A 14,739-nucleotide genomic window follows, 5' to 3' on the forward strand; every position below is an offset into this window, starting at 1 on the left:
CTGCTTTCCGATGGATCTATTCGAATTAGAGCGGAGGCTGGAGCTTGGCCAGAGCGCCGCCATCTTCTCGCCGCAGCGCGAGAGGCGGTTTCGGGATTCGGACGCTTCTGGCTCGCCCGAACGCCAGCAGGAGGCATAGGAGCAGGGCCAGGCCGGCGAGGAGGTAGGTGGCATGGCCAACATTTGGTGCAGCCGCTACGGAGATCGCGGCCGGCGCGGGCGCGAGACGTTCGGCGGGCTGTGCGGTGCGCGGCTTCACAATCTTGGCGTTCGAAAGAGGCGCCGTAGCGGCTGCAGCTGCCGATGCCCCGAGGTGGCCATCGGGCTTGTCGACGGCAGCGGTGAGAGGAGCCGCACGCGCCTCTATCCGGAAAGCGCGTCCTGCCGAGTCGGCCACAACGCCGGCGAGGACCGGCGGCAGGGGCCCCGAATGGGAGATCCGCACCACAATGCCTTCCGGCGCCTTGCGGACGCTCTGCTTTGTTGAGCCGGGAAAGGCGTTCTCGGCCGGGAAGAAGTGCGCTCGGGATGCGTCGATCGGGACTGCTGGGAGGATCATCTCGAAGCCGCCGTCCACCAAGCGGAGGGTGGCGGGACGCGGCAGCTGACGCGGCAGCTCCGCGGCAGCTTGCTGAAAGACGGTCGTGGATGTTGGTCGAGCCGTGCCGTCCGAGATGACGAGATCAAGCTTGATCGAGGTCCGTTCCGGGATGCACTGGTTCTCGGAGCAAGCTGCCCACGAGACGTCAGCGATGAGCGGAAGCGCCTGGCCAGGCCGCCAATTGCGATCGAGCTTGAGGCTGGTGAGAAGGGCAACCGTCCCTTCGTGCACATAGCTGACGAATCCAGCGGTGTTGATTGCGGTCGGGGCTGGATGCCGAAGATCGGTCGCGCGCACCCCTTTGGGGAGCGTCCACACAATTCGCGTTGGCATGCCAGCGTCGCCGGGGTTCTCCCAATAGGTGTGCCATCCCTGCTGTGGGGCCAGGCGGAGGGCTACGCGGACCGTATCTCCAGCGGCCGGGCGCTCGACCTCAGCCTCAATCGACGCGTCCACGTGGAGCGCCTGCCCGTTCGCAGAGCGCGGCGCTGCAACAAGCGCCATGCCGAGCACCAGGAGACCCGCCGTCAGGTTGGTTGAAGCGTGTGAGTTCATGTGCAGCGTTCCTGAGGTCAGGTCAGATGCCAGCAAGGGCGGCAATGGCCCCGTTGCGGTCCGCGACCTCGATCGCGAGGCCGGTTGTGCCGAGTGAGACGGCGAGTAGGATGGCCATAACCATAGACGGCGAAATCTGGATGCGCAGCATCGCAAGCTCCATGTTCTGGATCTTTATAGGATGTTTGGACGATGACGCACCGATGGAAGGCGTGCAACCGAAAACATCCACAGGATAAAAGGCCCGCCGTCGCCGGCGGGCCTTCTAGAGTTTAGCGCGGTCGGTGCGCTATGCTGCGCACCCGGAGCCGTTAGGCGGCCTGGGCGATGCGCGTGCGCGGCAGGCCGACGATCCGCATGCATTGGCCGCCGCGGGCGTTCTGGCCCTGTGCCGGCGCCTGGTCGTAGGCGACGAGCACGCGCAGCGGCTGGCCGATCGACAGGAGCGGAGCGATCTTGTCGTTGACCGCGCCGAACATCATCACGGTCTGCGCGCGCGTGCGACGCGCTGTTGCGACCGAAGCGGCAATGCGGCTGTAGCTCTTGGGCTCGCTGCCCTTGACCTTCGGGTTAGTGGTGCCGGCCGTGATTGCCGACGGGGTGATGGTCACCGGATACAGGCGGCTGGGCTTCGAGGCGGTCGACATAATGGTAATCTGCTCCAAGGAGAATTGCCGGAGTGGCGGTTGAGGCGATCCTTCCAGGCCCTTTCATCGAGCCCATGGGATCGAACACTCATCATCAATCCTGCGTCAGCTTTGAACGCGATTGCCGTGTGGGCAGCATCGCCCCGCTGAGCGAGCAGCTATAGGGGCGTGTTCTTCGCCGCGCCCGCCCATGGCATGACCTTGGCACTGCAGACATTGTTCTCCGCCAGGTGCGCGTAGTGGGCGGCCGCTGCGGCGTCGGTGGTCTCGTAAGCTTCAAATTCATCGGGAAGCTCGAGGACAGCGCCATCGTACGGGCGGTGGATATCAGCAGTACCCCGGCGCTGCATGAGGAAGGCCGGGGCACCTGTGAGTGGCGTGACCAGGACTCGAAAGGTCGAAGGCCGTCGAGCTGCGTGGGTGTCACTCATCATAGGGACCATCGCAGTCGAAGTCGCAGTCGGGTTCGCCGCATCCGGCGCAGGGACCGTCATCGTCGTGCTCCGGGGCGAGGGTCGGTTGTGCGACGGCTAGGGAATAGCCGGTGAGGGCCGGGCGCATAAGGGCGTCGACGAAGGAGCGATACTCCGTGATTCTCATCTCGGGAACGTCTGCCATCTCAGTTCAGGTCCGCATTGACGAGGTGAGCGGCGGAGAACAGCAGAAGCCCTGCGTTCGAGCTCTCCTCCAGTTCGATCGCCTTCATGCGAACGGCCTCGAGAGCTAGCTCCGCAAGTCCAGGAGTTCCGGTCCGGCGAGCCTCCCTGATGAGGGCCATCTTCGCCGCGAGCTCGGGTGAGGCCTTGGTCTTGTCGAGAGTGGCGGCCACGAGGTTGCTGATGGTGAGCATGCTATTCTCCGGTTAGGCAGCAAGCGGAAATGGAATGGTCATGAGCGGCTGGAGCTGATCATCAGGCCGCGACCCTGCGCCGCGAGGGCTCAATGATCACGCGATCGTGCAGAATGCCGATCGCTCGGGCGAACTGGCGACCGTCGACGAGCTGCTTGGCGGTCAGACTTCCGATATTGTCTTTCGCCCAAATGTGGAGCTGGAGGACTCCGGCGGTGCTGATGGCGTGCTGGCGTTCGCCCAAGACGCGGAAGTGTGTCCAAATGACCGCCTGGAGGCGGTTGCGCGCTCCGTGATAGCGGCTTCGTCCCGCCAGGCTCTCCGAGACGCGGCTGGCCCAATGCAGGGCCTGGTCGACGTCTTCGCCGGTCGTGAAGCCGATCGCCACGAGAGCGTTGGTTTGGGCCTGCATCTCCTATGCCGCCGCATCGATCTGCGAGGCGACCCATTCCCAATAGCCCAGACGTGTATCGTCGTTAGCAACTTCGTGACGCCAGTCGGTGACGGGAAACTGCGGATGATGCCCCCAGACGCCGCCATTGTCCGCATTGAGAGCAGCCGGCTTCGAGGACTTGGCGAGGGAGATCTCGACCGCGAAATCGCCCCGGTCCGTGATTACACGCAGGACGCCAGAGGAGGCATCGTTGTCGAGGATCATGTTGACCTCGTCGTCGAGCAGATCGATGCCGCCGCGGACGATGTCTACGGCGTCGGCGAGTGCCAGAGGGCCGTCGGCAATATCACCGTCGGTGGTATCAGCGTTCAGGACGCGGTCGGACATGTTTTCCTCCAAGGAGAGTTGTTGAGAGAGAGATGATCCCGAGCTGCACTCTGCGTGCGAAGGCGTCCCGAGATCAGGCGGCCGGGTCGATGCAGGCGCCCCAGCTCGCCTCATGCCGACGGGCGAGCACTCGTCGCGCTGCATCGTGCCAATAGCTGTCCGGATGGCCGTTCCAGACTCCATCGGTGAGCACGATCGCGTCTCCGTACTGGTCCAGCCGTTCGCCGTTGTAGGTGAGCAGCACCTCCCCCTGCGTTTCCGAGAAGCGCTTGCGCTCGATGGTCAGCAACTCGGGGCGGTATGGCGGAAGCTGCCGCTGATAATCGTCGCGGCTCATGTTTTCGCGAATGGCCGCGGTGAGTGGCTCGAACACGTCGGGGTCGTCCGTGGTGATCCGGAACACGTGGGAGAACGAGTGGAAATTCCCAAAGAAGAGAGTACCGGCCGGGCTTGCCTCGATGAAGTTGCCGTAGGCCTCGAAAGTGCGGTCCAAAGCGTGCTGGCCAAGGACGTCGAGTAGCTCGGCTATGGTAGCAGCCTGCTCACCGAGGTGGCGGCTGCCATTGCTATGTATCGTGGTGGTCATGGTTGTTCGCCTCCGGCGCTTAGCATTCGAAATCAGGCGAAGAGAGGCAGCGGAGCCAATTCGCGGACGGGCTTGATCCGGGGCGCCGGCTGATCGATCGCGATCGCACGCGGCGCGGCTTTGGGCACACCCACGCCAGCCTGCCAGGCTTGCAGCGCGTCACCCAGGTGACGTGCGAGGGCGCGGAAGGGTTTAGGGAGAATGGACTGTCCGAGCATCTCGTGCGCGGCCGTGATGCCCAGTCCCTCGATCATCTTTTCGGAGATCCCCTTGACCCGTGCGTGCTCCGCTGGCGTCAGCTGTCGGAGGAGGGCCGGATCGGTCGGGTGCTGCAATTTCGGCTCGGTTGATCGCACCTTTGCGTAGCCGCGGCCCAGAACTGCGACGGAAGGCGCGTCCGGTCCATAGACCTGCATCCGGAAGCCCTTACCTGCCGCGATGTCCCGATCTTCCTTGTCTCGAAGGTAGGCCATGGGTGACCAGAGCGGGCTATCGTCGGGAACGTCCTCGAGGACGGAGCCGAGCAGCTGAGGCTCGCCTCGATCGGCGACGAGGCTCTGGATGTCAAACTCCACCCCGTGGGTGACAGCGACGAGAGCCATGCGGTCCCGGTGTTCCAGGCAGCCGTAGTCGGCACCTCGTAAAATGGTGGATTGCACGTCATAGCCCCATTCCGTCAGCTGATTGCTGAGGATCGAGAACGAGGCCGTGTTCATGTAGGCTGGCACGTTCTCGATGAGGATCACAGCCGGATTGACTGCTGCTGCGATCGCGAGGAATCCAGCCACCAGATGGCCGGCCTTCGGATCATCTTCGGCCTTAGCCAGGGACTTCTTCGCGCGCCCGGCCAAAGAAGCGCCGACGCATGGCAAGCCAGCTTCAAGGACCTCTACTTTCGGCAAGGCCAGAAGCGCTGCCGCGTCGAAGGCGATCTCCTGCATGGGAGCCTCGACCGCGATCGTCTTTGACCCCCAAACCGGGTTCGCCTTTGCGCATTGCTCGACGTAGGTGCTCTCGATCTCGACGGAGAACAGCAGCTCCGAGTCGAGGCCCGCTGCTTGCAAGCCCTCGTGCATCGCGCGAGCGAGGACGCCTAAGCCGGTCGATACAGAGCCGACATGGAGCGGCTGCTGCCCGTCGAGGCGCGAGCGAAGGCGCGCGGCGCGCTCCAGCCGGCGCAGGTCCGTGGCGGTCGGGGTGATGATGACAGCGCCATTCTCGAACCGGACTTTGACGGTCTCGAGTCCCTCGAAGGACTGCAGGACTTGGCCGTTGGCGAGGTCGATGACGGGCAGCTCTTCTTCGCCGCGGGCCTTGCGGCTCACCAGCCGCTCGCCGTTAGCGGCGAGACGCAGCTCGACGGTGCGGGAGTCGTGATCGACAGAGAGCTGGTACCGAGCCGCCGGCACAAAGCCGGCGCGGGCGAGCTTGCGGCCTTCGAGCCAAATGCGGCGCGTGCCGCGCTTGTCGGCGCCGACGCGAGCGACTGAAAGAGCTTGCACTTTTTCTTCCTCCTGAGGACTTCGCCTGAAGTCCAACAGGCTCACACCTGGCCGCGCCAGCGAAGCCCTCTACCCTCATAGACGCGAGGGAGTTTTCCCGCCCTAAGGGGTGACCGCAGGGCGGGATAAGGAAAGACCCAGGAGAGAGACCAGAGCGCGAAGTGGCGGCTAAAGGATGATCGCCGCCCACCTCATCTGAGCCCCAGGTCTCTGCTCGTGGAACCTCGGTCAATCGATGGGGGTGGTCCACTCTACGCCGTGGGCACGCGCGCAGTCGGTGCCGATGAGTAGGCGGCCGAGATCCTCCCACTTGGGAGGCAATTGAGCGGCGGCCGTGTCGAAGGCGGCTTCATCGTCTGGGTGAAGGGAGTAGGGGCCGCCATCGATTGCTATCACGCGCACGCGCCGGCGCGGCAATCTGCCAAGGTCTCGTTGGCATCGGATGCACCAATCGTCCGTCTTCGGATCACGCCGAGCATCGAAATCGATCCACTTCAGCCGGGGGAAAACTGGAAGCCGAGTCATGCTGAAAGCCCCTTGGGAACACAGGCTAAGCGGTTCCGTTGTTCTGCGAGGACGAGCATAGGAGACCTTCGTGGCGGACGATAAGAGCAATGTAGGCGAACCGGACCGCAGTCGGGTGTCGGGAAGCGAACCCTACGAGGTGAGCTACTTCGCGAACAAGCATGGGATCACCACAGAGCAGGCGCGTGAGCTCATTGAGAAGCACGGCAACGATCGGGAGACCCTCGACCGAGCGGCGGAGAAGCTCAAGGGTTGAGACGGCCGTTTACCGGCCTTTGCGCGAGGCTTCCGCCTGAAACGCCGCCCGGTGCTGGGCCGTCATGCGCCGCGCGATGATCAATCGGTACGGCGTGTCAGCTTCGCTGCGCGGCTGTTCGTAGATCCGCCTGAGTTCGGTGAGAAGCGGCTCGTACGCAGCGGGAGTGGCGGGCTTCGTGGCCTTGTACCAGCCGAAGCTGGCGCCGTTGTGTTGCTCGGCTTGATCGTAGACGGTGACCAGGTCGCCAGCTCGGTCGAACGGCAGCGTGGGGAAGACCGCGGATACCTGGCCCTCCGACATCCTGAAGATGACCGGCAACTCGACAGGCTGCTTCAGCCCGTTGGCGAGATACCACTCAGCGATCGCAGCCTCGTCACGATTGGCGAACGTTGGTCGTTCTTCGAACGGGCGCGGGTCGCACGCGATCCGCCACTGCCGATCTTCGTAGTTGCGCGAGACGCAGCCGATGGCTCCGGTCGGGTACCGGACGTTGCCCACGTACCAGCCACCGTGGCGCCAGGGGGTATAGTCGAAAGAAGCGGGAGGAGTTTGGTCCATGGGTTGGCTTTCCGGATGTGATTGGCTGGTGAGGGCGGGTCTCGGGCGCAGCTATGCTGCGAGACGGCATTCATCTGGCGCGTCGACGGGGATGAGCCTGCCTAGTTGCTGCAGGCCTCGCAGCATGCCGGTCGGGACGGCACTTGTGCGGATGGCGCCGTCCGCCGGCGTCAGCCATGTTTTGCCGCTGCGGCTGCCGCCGATCGCGTACGTGACGCCATCGCGTAGGTCTGGCTCATAGATGCCGACTGGGATGCTGTCGCGCCCGAGCTCCAGCCGAGCAAAGATCGGCAGTCGAAGATCGCTGTCGAGATGGCCCGGCTTGCCGACGGTGCGCTTGTTGAAGAGATGCGGCGCAGATGCTTGGGTCGGGTGGTTTGCCAGCCGCGCGCGCGCGGAGGCTGCCTCGGCTGACACGTCGCGCCAGGCTTGCTTCCACCGCCGTGATGTATCCTTGATGCCGGCTGTTTTGCACCGGCGGGCGACGCAAAGGAGCTGGAAAGCGAGAGCATCCAGCTGCTCTGGGCTGGCAGCGTCATTGACGTAGGCGGGGATGAACTCGTCGAGGTGCCGCGTGCCCATTTGACGATGGAGCTGCTTATCCTCGGTCGTAGAGAGGTAGCGACAGTGACGGCCTTCGAACATGCCTTCCTCCTTGGTGCTGGGAAGGCTTTCCCGTCCCGCTTAGGCTTCCGGCATCAGCCAACCCTTGCTTGTTGCCGCCGTGCAGTCGGCGGTCGGGTCGTATCGCTCCAATTCTGAGAACCCCTTGGGCTGCGGGCCGCCGGCGCTGGCCCAGACCGATAATCGATCGAACCTGCGCATGAGCCGTAACCGTGCGGCCGGTGAAATGGAGAGAAGGCCCGCCATTTCTGGCGGGCCTTCCATTGCGTCGAATGTTCGATCCGTTGGGCTTAGGCGTCTTCATCCTCACTCGGCCCTACCAGGAGCGCGTCGGCGAGGTCGGTGGTCTTGCCGACGATCTGCCGCTCGATGCGCTCAGCAACATCAGGGTTGTCGCGGAGGAAGTTCTTCGAGTTCTCGCGACCCTGCCCAAGCCGAATGGAGTCGTAGCTGAACCATGCGCCCGACTTCTCGACAACGCCGGCCTTGACGCCGAGGTCGATGATCTCGCCCAGCTTCGAGATGCCCTCGCCATACATGATGTCGAATTCCACCTGCTTGAACGGCGGCGCCACCTTGTTCTTCACGACCTTGACGCGTGTGGCGTTGCCAACCGCCTCTTCTTTGTCCTTGATCTGGCCGGTGCGGCGGATATCGAGCCTGACCGACGCAAAAAACTTGAGGGCGTTGCCGCCCGTCGTGGTCTCTGGATTGCCGTAGGTGACACCGATCTTCATGCGCAGCTGGTTGATGAAGATAACTAGGCAGTTCGATTTCGAGATCGAGGCGGTGAGCTTGCGGAGCGACTGGCTCATCAGGCGAGCCTGGAGGCCGACATGGCTGTCGCCCATCTCGCCCTCGATCTCGGCGCGCGGGACGAGCGCGGCGACTGAGTCCACGACGAGAATGTCAACGGCGCCGGATCGTACGAGCGTGTCGGTGATCTCGAGCGCCTGCTCGCCCGTGTCCGGCTGCGACACGATCAGGTTGTCCACGTCGACTCCGAGCCGCTTGGCGTAGACCGGATCGAGCGCGTGCTCGGCATCGACGAACGCGGCGACCCCACCGTTCTTCTGGGCCTGCGCGATCGCATGAAGGGTGAGAGTGGTCTTGCCAGAACTCTCAGGCCCATAGATCTCGATGATGCGCCCCTTGGGCAGACCGCCGATGCCAAGAGCGATGTCGAGCCCGAGGCTGCCGGTGGAAATCGCTTCAATCGCGGTGATTTCCTTGTCGCCGAGCCGCATGGCCGATCCCTTTCCGAAGGCGCGGTCAATCTGGGCGAGCGCTGCTTCCAGGGCTTTGGTGCGGTCGGAGGTGGGGCCAACGAGCTTGAGCGAGGTGGACATAGGTGAGGGTCTCCAAATTGCCGGGGTGGTCCGGGAACACAACAAGAACGTAGGAGGGGAATCGACCTCTCGCAAGAGAGAAACCACCCTACGGGAAAAATCCCGGAAAGATCCTGCCGTCACCGGGGCCGTCCGGCAGTCCCATCGACGTGACAGCTCGGAATCTGCGGGAAAATACGGACATTGTTAACCTTAGTGCCTCCGGCACCTCGAAGGCGCTATAAGAAAGGAGAGCAAACGAGGATCTTTCTATGCGCGTTCTTCTGATCGAGGATGAGGCCGTCGTGGCAAAGAGCGTCGACGCGATGCTGACCGCCGCGGGCTTCAATGTCTATTGCACGGATCTCGGCGAGGAGGGGATCGACCTCGCCCGGCTCTACGATTACGACGCCGTCCTTCTGGACTTGAACTTGGCCGATATGCACGGGCTCAAGGTCCTTCAGAAAATGCGTCTCGAGAAGGTGATGACACCGGTCATTGTTGTTTCAGGTGAGGCGGACGTCGCCACGAAGGTGCGGGCCTTGTCGGCTGGCGCTGACGATTTTGTGGCGAAGCCGTTCCATCGCGAAGAGCTCGTCGCCAGGATCAGTGCCGTAGCGCGCCGCTCAAAGGGTCATTGCCAGTCGGCTATCCGCGTTGGGAAGCTCAGCGTCGACATCGAACGCAAGCTGGTATCGATCGATGGCGCGGCGATCTTCCTCACTGGCAAGGAGTACCAGATCATGGAACTACTCGCCCTACGCAACGGAGCGGCCGTCACGAAAGAGATGTTCCTGAATCATCTCTACGGGGGGATTGACGAGGAGCCCGAGGTCAAGATCATCGACGTGTTCGTTTGCAAGCTGAGGAAAAAGCTCACGATGGCGGCCGGCGGTGTCGACTATATCGAGACCATCTGGGGACGTGGGTATCGACTGAGGGATTCGGAAGAAGAGGCTGTCCAACTGGCCGCGTGAGACCTCGTCGTGAATCTGGCGCGCGCGTTGTGCGGTGTCGCCGTCTCGGGCAGCACGCGGATAATGCGGGCCGCAGCCGGTGATGATATGAGGCTTGCGATGGCCGGCTCGCGGCCTTCCACTCGTATCAGCCGGAGGACCAGCCGAAGTGACATCTCGCACCAAAATCTCTGCCCTGCGGCTGGTTTATCCGCCTATATCGAACCAAGAATCCGCGTGGCTTCGGAAGGACCCCGAAGTGGAGAAGCGGATGCGAATGAGCGACTTCTACATGATCGCCGGGCGCGCGGAGATGCTCTTCGACGAGGTCCGCGCCGACCCGAATACCGGAGTTGTCAACGTCGACATTCGCCTCACAACTGGGCTAGCCGACAGCGGTGAGATCCGGATGCGGGAGCTTCCTGGCGTGGCCGATAGCGACGCAGAAGCGATCGTGCTCCAGACCGGGCAGAAGATAGTCAAGATGGTTGATCGAGATGCTGATCAGACCGACGAGCCCCTAGATTGGTTCAGCACCGAGAAGCTTCTGTTCGACCGATGGCGCGGTCGAACAGGCATCGCAGGCTTCGAACGGTATCGTGACTTCGCGACCTACGAGCTTCTTTATGTCGGCATCGCAGACGAACGCGATAGCTTCGACCGTGTCATCGCCAGCGACCACAAGAAGCGCCTCGACATCCTCACAAACGAGATGCAGCGCTTCGCGACTTCGCGGGTGACGGATGAGGTTTACCTGTTCCTGTTCGCCGTCGAGCCGCTCTTCATAACTACGTTCGACGTGGAGGAGGATGTTACCGAGGACGCCCTGAGCGATATGCCCGTCCCCGCCAAACAAATTGTGAAAGACGCGGAGCGGGCGTTCATCAAGCTTATGGATCCCGTTTACAACGATACGAAGTACAAATCTTATCCGAAAGGTAAGCCGAACCTCAAGGCGACCGGTATCGACCGGTACGCCTACGTCATCGGCGAAGACATCACGTTCGACGCGCCGGGAGGGCGCATGCGGGGCGGCTGGGATCCGATCCTTGGCTGGTCGAATGCGGCTGATGCGATCACGGTTGCAGATGGCAAGCTGCAGTTTTTCCGCGCGGGCGACCTGTCGGAGCCCGCGGACTGACGGTGGCAGCCTCTGGTTTCTGCTTACGTTCTGAGGCAGACAGGTTCTCAGACGATCAGGAGGCGAGAATGGATGTGCGGAAGTACCGCGTGCGGGGGCAAGACGCAGACGGCGATATCCACATCTTTCTGTCGGATGACCGAGAGCGAGCTGAGGACGTCCGGGGCATGATGGCCGAGGACCTGGATCGCGTCGAGCTCGTCAAGTGCGACGAAGCGAACGGCAAAGAGCATGAGCCGCAAGCCGGATAGGAACGAACCAGGTTGCGCTTGGTTGATCTCGTAACTCGCGCTTCCCCCTTTTGGCGCGGACTGGACGATCCTAGACGCCCCGGCCTCGCGCCGGGGCGCTTTTTCAACGAGGCGTCAAATCCACCTGCGGATTTGACGATTGAACGGGGCCGCATTCAGATTCGCTCGATCGGCACATCGCCGTACTTCGCGGAGAGACGCTCGGCCAGGGCGAGGGCTTCCTCTTCCGTGTCGACGTCGCCTTCCTCGACGATCTCGAACCGGCCCCCAGAATTCGGCTCGGTGCGGGCATAAGCCGTCCAGCCGGCCGCCGCAGCCAGGTCGTCTGTGTAGCTAGCGTTTCCGTCGTCGTCTGATGCGAACGCAGAATAGGCGACGCTGGAGACGGGTTCTTGCGGGTGCGACAGCATAGGGCACGTCCAGTCTTGCAGGTGATCTTCGGTCTTTCGGCGAGCAGTCGGGCTCGATCAGCGGCCGCGGCTTCGAAGGATGGTTCGGGTGAGGGCGTGGGAGGTGCCGAGCAGATTGCGGCCTCGCCAGTTCCGCTGGTCATCGATGCGCGGGTCGTCGTAGCGTAGGCCGACGCCCCAGATGCGGTCGACGGGCGAGCCTTCCACGAACTGGCGATCGCCGCTGTCCAGTAAGAGCTTGCAGAGGGCGGGATTTGCCTCAGCGCGAGCGAGGGTGCCAGCGGTCACCGCCGGAACGCAGATCGTGTTCCATTCTTCGGCGGAGAACGGCGTTACGTCTCTACCGATGGCTTTTTGGTCCTTGGGCTCCCAAGCCTCGAGGATGGCCCGCAGCCGCGGTACGTCGCCGAAGAACCATGCCTTCACGGCCATCATCCACTGCTCTCCGCAGTTGTATCGGTGGCAGCAAAGGAGATGGCTGATCGGATCATCGGGGCGCGGATGGGCGATGCCGAGCGGCGCGAGGAGCGTCATCAGCTCTCGAAACGCGTCGGCTCCGATGAAGTGGGACGGCTTGCTCCAGTTTGAAAGCGGACCGTGCCAGAAGTAGATGTGGGTCGGCGTCGTGCGCATTTTCATCCTCCCGATGGGTTCAGCCGGGGAAATCGCTCTCTCCAGCCCTACTGAGCGCCGGCGCCCTGGTCGCACGGGTAAAGCTCGGTCAGGACGAGAAACAGAACGCTCCGAGCCGATCGCTGAAGCTGGTCCTCATGCTGCTCGAGATATGCCGAGACGTCGTTCACCACCTGCAGATTGCTCATGCCCTCCTCAGGAAGGCAGATTGGGAAGTCTTGCGAGACGGTACGGCTGATGCGGATCGCGCCGATCGCGCCCGCCAGGTAGCCTTGGCATACCGGATTCGAGACGCTCCCGTTGGCGGTGCCTTCGAAGCAGAGCTTGATGAGCTCGATGGCAGTCGGGCCGCCGGCGCGGCCAGCCGGTTGGGCGGCCGGAGCAGAGCCCGGCTGCTGAGCGGCCGCAGGCGCCGCACACGCGAAGATCGAAACGGCGGCGAGGATGAGGAAACGCATGTCACTTCCTGGAGGCTTTCACGGGGAGCGCAGCTCCACCTGCATTTTAGAGAGAGTTTGGCATCATTCCCGAGCTGTGCGCGCAGCGATTACGCGGCGACCCGCAGCGGCCGAGCCAGGCCGCTTCGGAAATGAGCGATGTGCGCGCTGACCGAGCGCAGCACCGAAGCGTGGTGGGGCCGGTCGATCGACTGACCTATGATCTCAGAAGCGATCGTAGAGCTGACGGCCGAAAGGTCGACATCCTCGATCCCGAGGAAGCGCTTTAGCTGCCCCTCCGTTGGCCAGAGGAAGACATCTTCCTCCGGTTCAATGACGATGGAGTCTTTCGCCATGCGGGGCTGCGATTTCACCGGGGTGGGGATCGAGGTGGAAGCGGGCGTGAGGCGGCGCAGCCGGCCGGAGGCTTTGCCATCCTGAAGGGACTTCGAGCCCGAGACGTCGCGGCAATCGGCCAGGTCATTGGCAACCACCGCCCAGGCGTCCTTTTTGCGGTCCGTGAAGGGCTCCTCAAAGGCAAAAGGAGCCGCAAGCTGGGAGAAGACGACGTAGGCGCGACGGCGCGACGTGAGCCCGCCATAGTCGCGAGCGTCCCCGACGTGTTCGAACTGCTTGTATCCCCACCGGCGGAGCCTGAGCGAGGCGACATGATAGGCGGCCGACGTGAGCATGCCCGGCACGTTCTCGAACAGGATCACCGGCGGCGCGAGTCGCTCCACGATGTTGAGGAGATCGATGATCATGTCCTCCGTCGATGTGCCGTCCTCGTGATGCTTTTGCTTGGCTTGCTGGGGCTTGAGCGTGGAGTGATCGTCGCATTGAGGTGAGGCATGGAAGAGCATGATCGGGCTTCGCGCCATGGCGGCCTCAATCTCGTCTAACACGGCAGACGTCACGTCCTCGTTGAACAAGGCGCGCACCGGACCAGAGTTGGCCAAGGCGGCCAAAGCGCCCGTCTCGGTTAGATCGGTCGTGTCACGGCTCTCTTGCGGGCGCCACTCCAGTATCGCCGAGATGCTGAAACCTTCGCTGCGCAGCGAGGCGAGGTCGACGCCGGAGGTGAGGGCCGCGAACGTGGCGCTGGGGCTAGCCGCAGCAGCGTTCGCAAGGGCGCGCTCTGAGATCGTGCGGAGCGGCGTCACCACAATAAGGCCGGCCTCGAACCGGACGTGGACCCGGGTGCAGTCCTTTGGGAAGGAGGCGTCGAGCAGGCGCTGCGATGAGACCTCGACCTGGTGCTCGAGCGGGTTGTTCTTCCGGCGGGGATAGGACCGAGCGTAGACCTTCTTCACGCGCGGCTGGTCGAAGAGGTTGTGGGCGCGCTCGATCACCATGCCCTTGCCAGCTCCGAGGCTGCGCTCGACGACAGTATCGCCCTTCCTGAAACCGAACAGCTCGAGGAGGTTCGACGAGATGGTCAGGATGCGTCGGGAGCCGACGTGGCGAAAGCGCAGCTGCTTGGTTGCGATCTCGGGCACGTTCACGCGAACAAGGGTTTCCGTGGTCATGAGCATCCTTTGCAGCATCCGGCTTTTCATTCGTCCTTCATAGGACCTCCGCCGATCAACAACGCGGCTGACGGGCAGGACCCAGGCCAGGCCCAGGATCTTTTGCGCAGGCGGATTGGCGGATCGCCTCAAGGAGAATATCCTTAGAGCTCCATCACGAAAGGACCGACATGATCGGGGTTCAGTTTACGGCTGCGGCAGCGGCCGTCTTTATCACGGCCGCCCCTGCGGCAGCACAAGCAGACTTCCCTGCGCAGCTCACCGCGCGGCTCAAGAACGCGATAGCTCAGGCAGCGGGTTCCGCATTTGCGAAGATCGACGCCAATCGCGACGGGATGATTTCGCCGGCAGAGGCGAGCGCCTTCGGTCGCCAACTCGGTGGACGAGCCGGCGTCGTTGATGGCGCGAGCTGGCAGATGGCTGATCGAAACCGTGATGGCGTGATCACCCGCGCCGAGTTCATGTCCGTGGCGATGAACCAGCAGGCGCCATTCTAGCCCTTCGCGCGCCCCGCTCGACGCGTAAGCTTCAACCTTCGGGAGACAAGCTCCCCGCGCCAACGATTT

22 protein-coding genes are annotated in these 14,739 nt (G+C 63.1%); 5 read left to right on the plus strand and 17 right to left on the minus strand.

Going from position 1 to position 14,739, the window contains the following annotated elements; genetic code table 11:
- Positions 1–25: 25 nt before the first annotated feature.
- The 10 genes from ETR14_RS27365 to ETR14_RS28680 form a co-directional block, all read right to left on the minus strand.
- Positions 26–1,156, minus strand: a complete 1,131-nt coding sequence (locus ETR14_RS27365; RefSeq protein WP_129393179.1) for a protein-disulfide reductase DsbD domain-containing protein — start codon at positions 1,154–1,156, stop codon at positions 26–28.
- A gap of 22 nt (positions 1,157–1,178) precedes the next feature.
- Positions 1,179–1,307, minus strand: coding sequence for a hypothetical protein (locus ETR14_RS29600; protein ID WP_256370221.1), 129 nt, complete (start codon positions 1,305–1,307; stop codon positions 1,179–1,181).
- 160 nt (positions 1,308–1,467) lie between these two features.
- The gene (locus ETR14_RS27370; RefSeq protein WP_165356674.1) at positions 1,468–1,803 is read right to left on the minus strand and encodes a hypothetical protein; all 336 of its coding nucleotides are present in this window, start codon (positions 1,801–1,803) and stop codon (positions 1,468–1,470) included.
- A 423-nt stretch (positions 1,804–2,226) separates the two neighbouring features.
- Positions 2,227–2,403: a hypothetical protein gene (locus ETR14_RS28675; protein ID WP_165356675.1), complete on the minus strand. Its 177-nt coding sequence runs from the start codon at positions 2,401–2,403 to the stop codon at positions 2,227–2,229.
- A 19-nt stretch (positions 2,404–2,422) separates the two neighbouring features.
- Positions 2,423–2,653 carry a hypothetical protein gene (locus ETR14_RS27375; protein ID WP_129393185.1) on the minus strand — a complete coding sequence of 77 codons (231 nt, stop codon included), beginning with the start codon at positions 2,651–2,653 and terminating at the stop codon, positions 2,423–2,425.
- A gap of 61 nt (positions 2,654–2,714) precedes the next feature.
- Positions 2,715–3,065, minus strand: coding sequence for a hypothetical protein (locus ETR14_RS27380; RefSeq protein ID WP_129393188.1), 351 nt, complete (start codon positions 3,063–3,065; stop codon positions 2,715–2,717).
- 3 nt (positions 3,066–3,068) lie between these two features.
- The gene (locus ETR14_RS27385; protein ID WP_129393191.1) at positions 3,069–3,434 is read right to left on the minus strand and encodes a hypothetical protein; all 366 of its coding nucleotides are present in this window, start codon (positions 3,432–3,434) and stop codon (positions 3,069–3,071) included.
- Positions 3,435–3,507: 73 nt separating this feature from the next.
- Entirely contained in the window at positions 3,508–4,020 is a 513-nt protein-coding gene (locus ETR14_RS27390) for a hypothetical protein (RefSeq protein WP_129393194.1), read from the minus strand.
- A gap of 32 nt (positions 4,021–4,052) precedes the next feature.
- Entirely contained in the window at positions 4,053–5,567 is a 1,515-nt protein-coding gene (locus ETR14_RS27395) for a DNA cytosine methyltransferase (RefSeq protein ID WP_129393197.1), read from the minus strand.
- A gap of 183 nt (positions 5,568–5,750) precedes the next feature.
- Entirely contained in the window at positions 5,751–5,924 is a 174-nt protein-coding gene (locus ETR14_RS28680) for a hypothetical protein (protein WP_165356676.1), read from the minus strand.
- A 193-nt stretch (positions 5,925–6,117) separates the two neighbouring features.
- On the opposite strand from ETR14_RS28680, the gene ETR14_RS27400 reads away from it, so the two are divergent.
- Positions 6,118–6,303, plus strand: coding sequence for a DUF3606 domain-containing protein (locus tag ETR14_RS27400; RefSeq protein ID WP_129393200.1), 186 nt, complete (start codon positions 6,118–6,120; stop codon positions 6,301–6,303).
- A gap of 9 nt (positions 6,304–6,312) precedes the next feature.
- Here ETR14_RS27400 and ETR14_RS28985 read toward each other — a convergent pair whose 3' ends face one another.
- The 3 genes from ETR14_RS28985 to recA all read right to left on the minus strand — a co-directional run bounded on the left by ETR14_RS28985 (position 6,313) and on the right by recA (position 8,837).
- Complete coding sequence (locus tag ETR14_RS28985) at positions 6,313–6,804, minus strand: hypothetical protein (RefSeq protein WP_206186131.1); 492 nt, start codon at positions 6,802–6,804, stop codon at positions 6,313–6,315.
- Positions 6,805–6,915: 111 nt separating this feature from the next.
- Positions 6,916–7,509: a hypothetical protein gene (locus tag ETR14_RS27410; RefSeq protein WP_129393203.1), complete on the minus strand. Its 594-nt coding sequence runs from the start codon at positions 7,507–7,509 to the stop codon at positions 6,916–6,918.
- 269 nt (positions 7,510–7,778) lie between these two features.
- A complete protein-coding gene (gene recA / locus ETR14_RS27415; RefSeq protein ID WP_129393205.1) occupies positions 7,779–8,837 on the minus strand; it encodes a recombinase RecA in 1,059 nt (352 codons plus the stop codon).
- A gap of 251 nt (positions 8,838–9,088) precedes the next feature.
- Between recA and ETR14_RS27420 the strand changes: the two genes are divergently transcribed.
- The 3 genes from ETR14_RS27420 (at position 9,089) to ETR14_RS27430 (ending at position 11,164) form a co-directional block, all read left to right on the plus strand.
- Positions 9,089–9,793, plus strand: a complete 705-nt coding sequence (locus ETR14_RS27420) for a response regulator transcription factor (RefSeq protein ID WP_129393208.1) — start codon at positions 9,089–9,091, stop codon at positions 9,791–9,793.
- Between the two features lie 256 nt (positions 9,794–10,049).
- On the plus strand, positions 10,050–10,913 hold the full coding sequence (locus ETR14_RS27425) for a hypothetical protein (protein WP_129393211.1): 864 nt from the start codon (positions 10,050–10,052) through the stop codon (positions 10,911–10,913).
- A gap of 68 nt (positions 10,914–10,981) precedes the next feature.
- Entirely contained in the window at positions 10,982–11,164 is a 183-nt protein-coding gene (locus ETR14_RS27430) for a hypothetical protein (RefSeq protein ID WP_129393213.1), read from the plus strand.
- A gap of 155 nt (positions 11,165–11,319) precedes the next feature.
- Here the strand turns inward: ETR14_RS27430 and ETR14_RS27435 are convergent, their stop codons facing one another.
- From ETR14_RS27435 to ETR14_RS27450, 4 genes are all read right to left on the minus strand, one after another.
- Positions 11,320–11,574, minus strand: coding sequence for a hypothetical protein (locus ETR14_RS27435; RefSeq protein ID WP_129393216.1), 255 nt, complete (start codon positions 11,572–11,574; stop codon positions 11,320–11,322).
- Between the two features lie 57 nt (positions 11,575–11,631).
- Positions 11,632–12,207, minus strand: a complete 576-nt coding sequence (locus ETR14_RS27440) for an NADAR family protein (RefSeq protein WP_165356677.1) — start codon at positions 12,205–12,207, stop codon at positions 11,632–11,634.
- A gap of 47 nt (positions 12,208–12,254) precedes the next feature.
- Positions 12,255–12,665 (minus strand): Rap1a/Tai family immunity protein, encoded by a 411-nt coding sequence (locus ETR14_RS27445; protein ID WP_129393222.1) that lies wholly within the window; start codon positions 12,663–12,665, stop codon positions 12,255–12,257.
- An 89-nt stretch (positions 12,666–12,754) separates the two neighbouring features.
- Positions 12,755–14,305 (minus strand): DNA cytosine methyltransferase, encoded by a 1,551-nt coding sequence (locus tag ETR14_RS27450; RefSeq protein ID WP_129393225.1) that lies wholly within the window; start codon positions 14,303–14,305, stop codon positions 12,755–12,757.
- A gap of 38 nt (positions 14,306–14,343) precedes the next feature.
- On the opposite strand from ETR14_RS27450, the gene ETR14_RS27455 reads away from it, so the two are divergent.
- Entirely contained in the window at positions 14,344–14,670 is a 327-nt protein-coding gene (locus ETR14_RS27455) for an EF-hand domain-containing protein (protein ID WP_129393228.1), read from the plus strand.
- Positions 14,671–14,739: the final 69 nt, after the last annotated feature.

It is taken from the genome of Sphingosinicella sp. BN140058 (assembly GCF_004135585.1).
GTDB lineage: Bacteria > Pseudomonadota > Alphaproteobacteria > Sphingomonadales > Sphingomonadaceae > Allosphingosinicella.

What these genes read in the sequence shown, in the direction of transcription:
- ETR14_RS27365 (WP_129393179.1), bottom strand. Translation starts at nt 1,156, where the DNA reads ATGAACTCACACGCTTCAACCAACCTGACGGCGGGTCTCCTGGTGCTC.
- ETR14_RS29600 (WP_256370221.1), bottom strand. Translation starts at nt 1,307, where the DNA reads ATGCTGCGCATCCAGATTTCGCCGTCTATGGTTATGGCCATCCTACTC.
- ETR14_RS27370 (WP_165356674.1), bottom strand. Translation starts at nt 1,803, where the DNA reads ATGTCGACCGCCTCGAAGCCCAGCCGCCTGTATCCGGTGACCATCACC.
- ETR14_RS28675 (WP_165356675.1), bottom strand. Translation starts at nt 2,403, where the DNA reads ATGAGAATCACGGAGTATCGCTCCTTCGTCGACGCCCTTATGCGCCCG.
- ETR14_RS27375 (WP_129393185.1), bottom strand. Translation starts at nt 2,653, where the DNA reads ATGCTCACCATCAGCAACCTCGTGGCCGCCACTCTCGACAAGACCAAG.
- ETR14_RS27380 (WP_129393188.1), bottom strand. Translation starts at nt 3,065, where the DNA reads ATGCAGGCCCAAACCAACGCTCTCGTGGCGATCGGCTTCACGACCGGC.
- ETR14_RS27385 (WP_129393191.1), bottom strand. Translation starts at nt 3,434, where the DNA reads ATGTCCGACCGCGTCCTGAACGCTGATACCACCGACGGTGATATTGCC.
- ETR14_RS27390 (WP_129393194.1), bottom strand. Translation starts at nt 4,020, where the DNA reads ATGACCACCACGATACATAGCAATGGCAGCCGCCACCTCGGTGAGCAG.
- ETR14_RS27410 (WP_129393203.1), bottom strand. Translation starts at nt 7,509, where the DNA reads ATGTTCGAAGGCCGTCACTGTCGCTACCTCTCTACGACCGAGGATAAG.
- recA (WP_129393205.1), bottom strand. Translation starts at nt 8,837, where the DNA reads ATGTCCACCTCGCTCAAGCTCGTTGGCCCCACCTCCGACCGCACCAAA.
- ETR14_RS27420 (WP_129393208.1), top strand. Translation starts at nt 9,089, where the DNA reads ATGCGCGTTCTTCTGATCGAGGATGAGGCCGTCGTGGCAAAGAGCGTC.
- ETR14_RS27425 (WP_129393211.1), top strand. Translation starts at nt 10,050, where the DNA reads ATGAGCGACTTCTACATGATCGCCGGGCGCGCGGAGATGCTCTTCGAC.
- ETR14_RS27430 (WP_129393213.1), top strand. Translation starts at nt 10,982, where the DNA reads ATGGATGTGCGGAAGTACCGCGTGCGGGGGCAAGACGCAGACGGCGAT.
- ETR14_RS27435 (WP_129393216.1), bottom strand. Translation starts at nt 11,574, where the DNA reads ATGCTGTCGCACCCGCAAGAACCCGTCTCCAGCGTCGCCTATTCTGCG.
- ETR14_RS27440 (WP_165356677.1), bottom strand. Translation starts at nt 12,207, where the DNA reads ATGCGCACGACGCCGACCCACATCTACTTCTGGCACGGTCCGCTTTCA.
- ETR14_RS27445 (WP_129393222.1), bottom strand. Translation starts at nt 12,665, where the DNA reads ATGCGTTTCCTCATCCTCGCCGCCGTTTCGATCTTCGCGTGTGCGGCG.
- ETR14_RS27455 (WP_129393228.1), top strand. Translation starts at nt 14,344, where the DNA reads ATGATCGGGGTTCAGTTTACGGCTGCGGCAGCGGCCGTCTTTATCACG.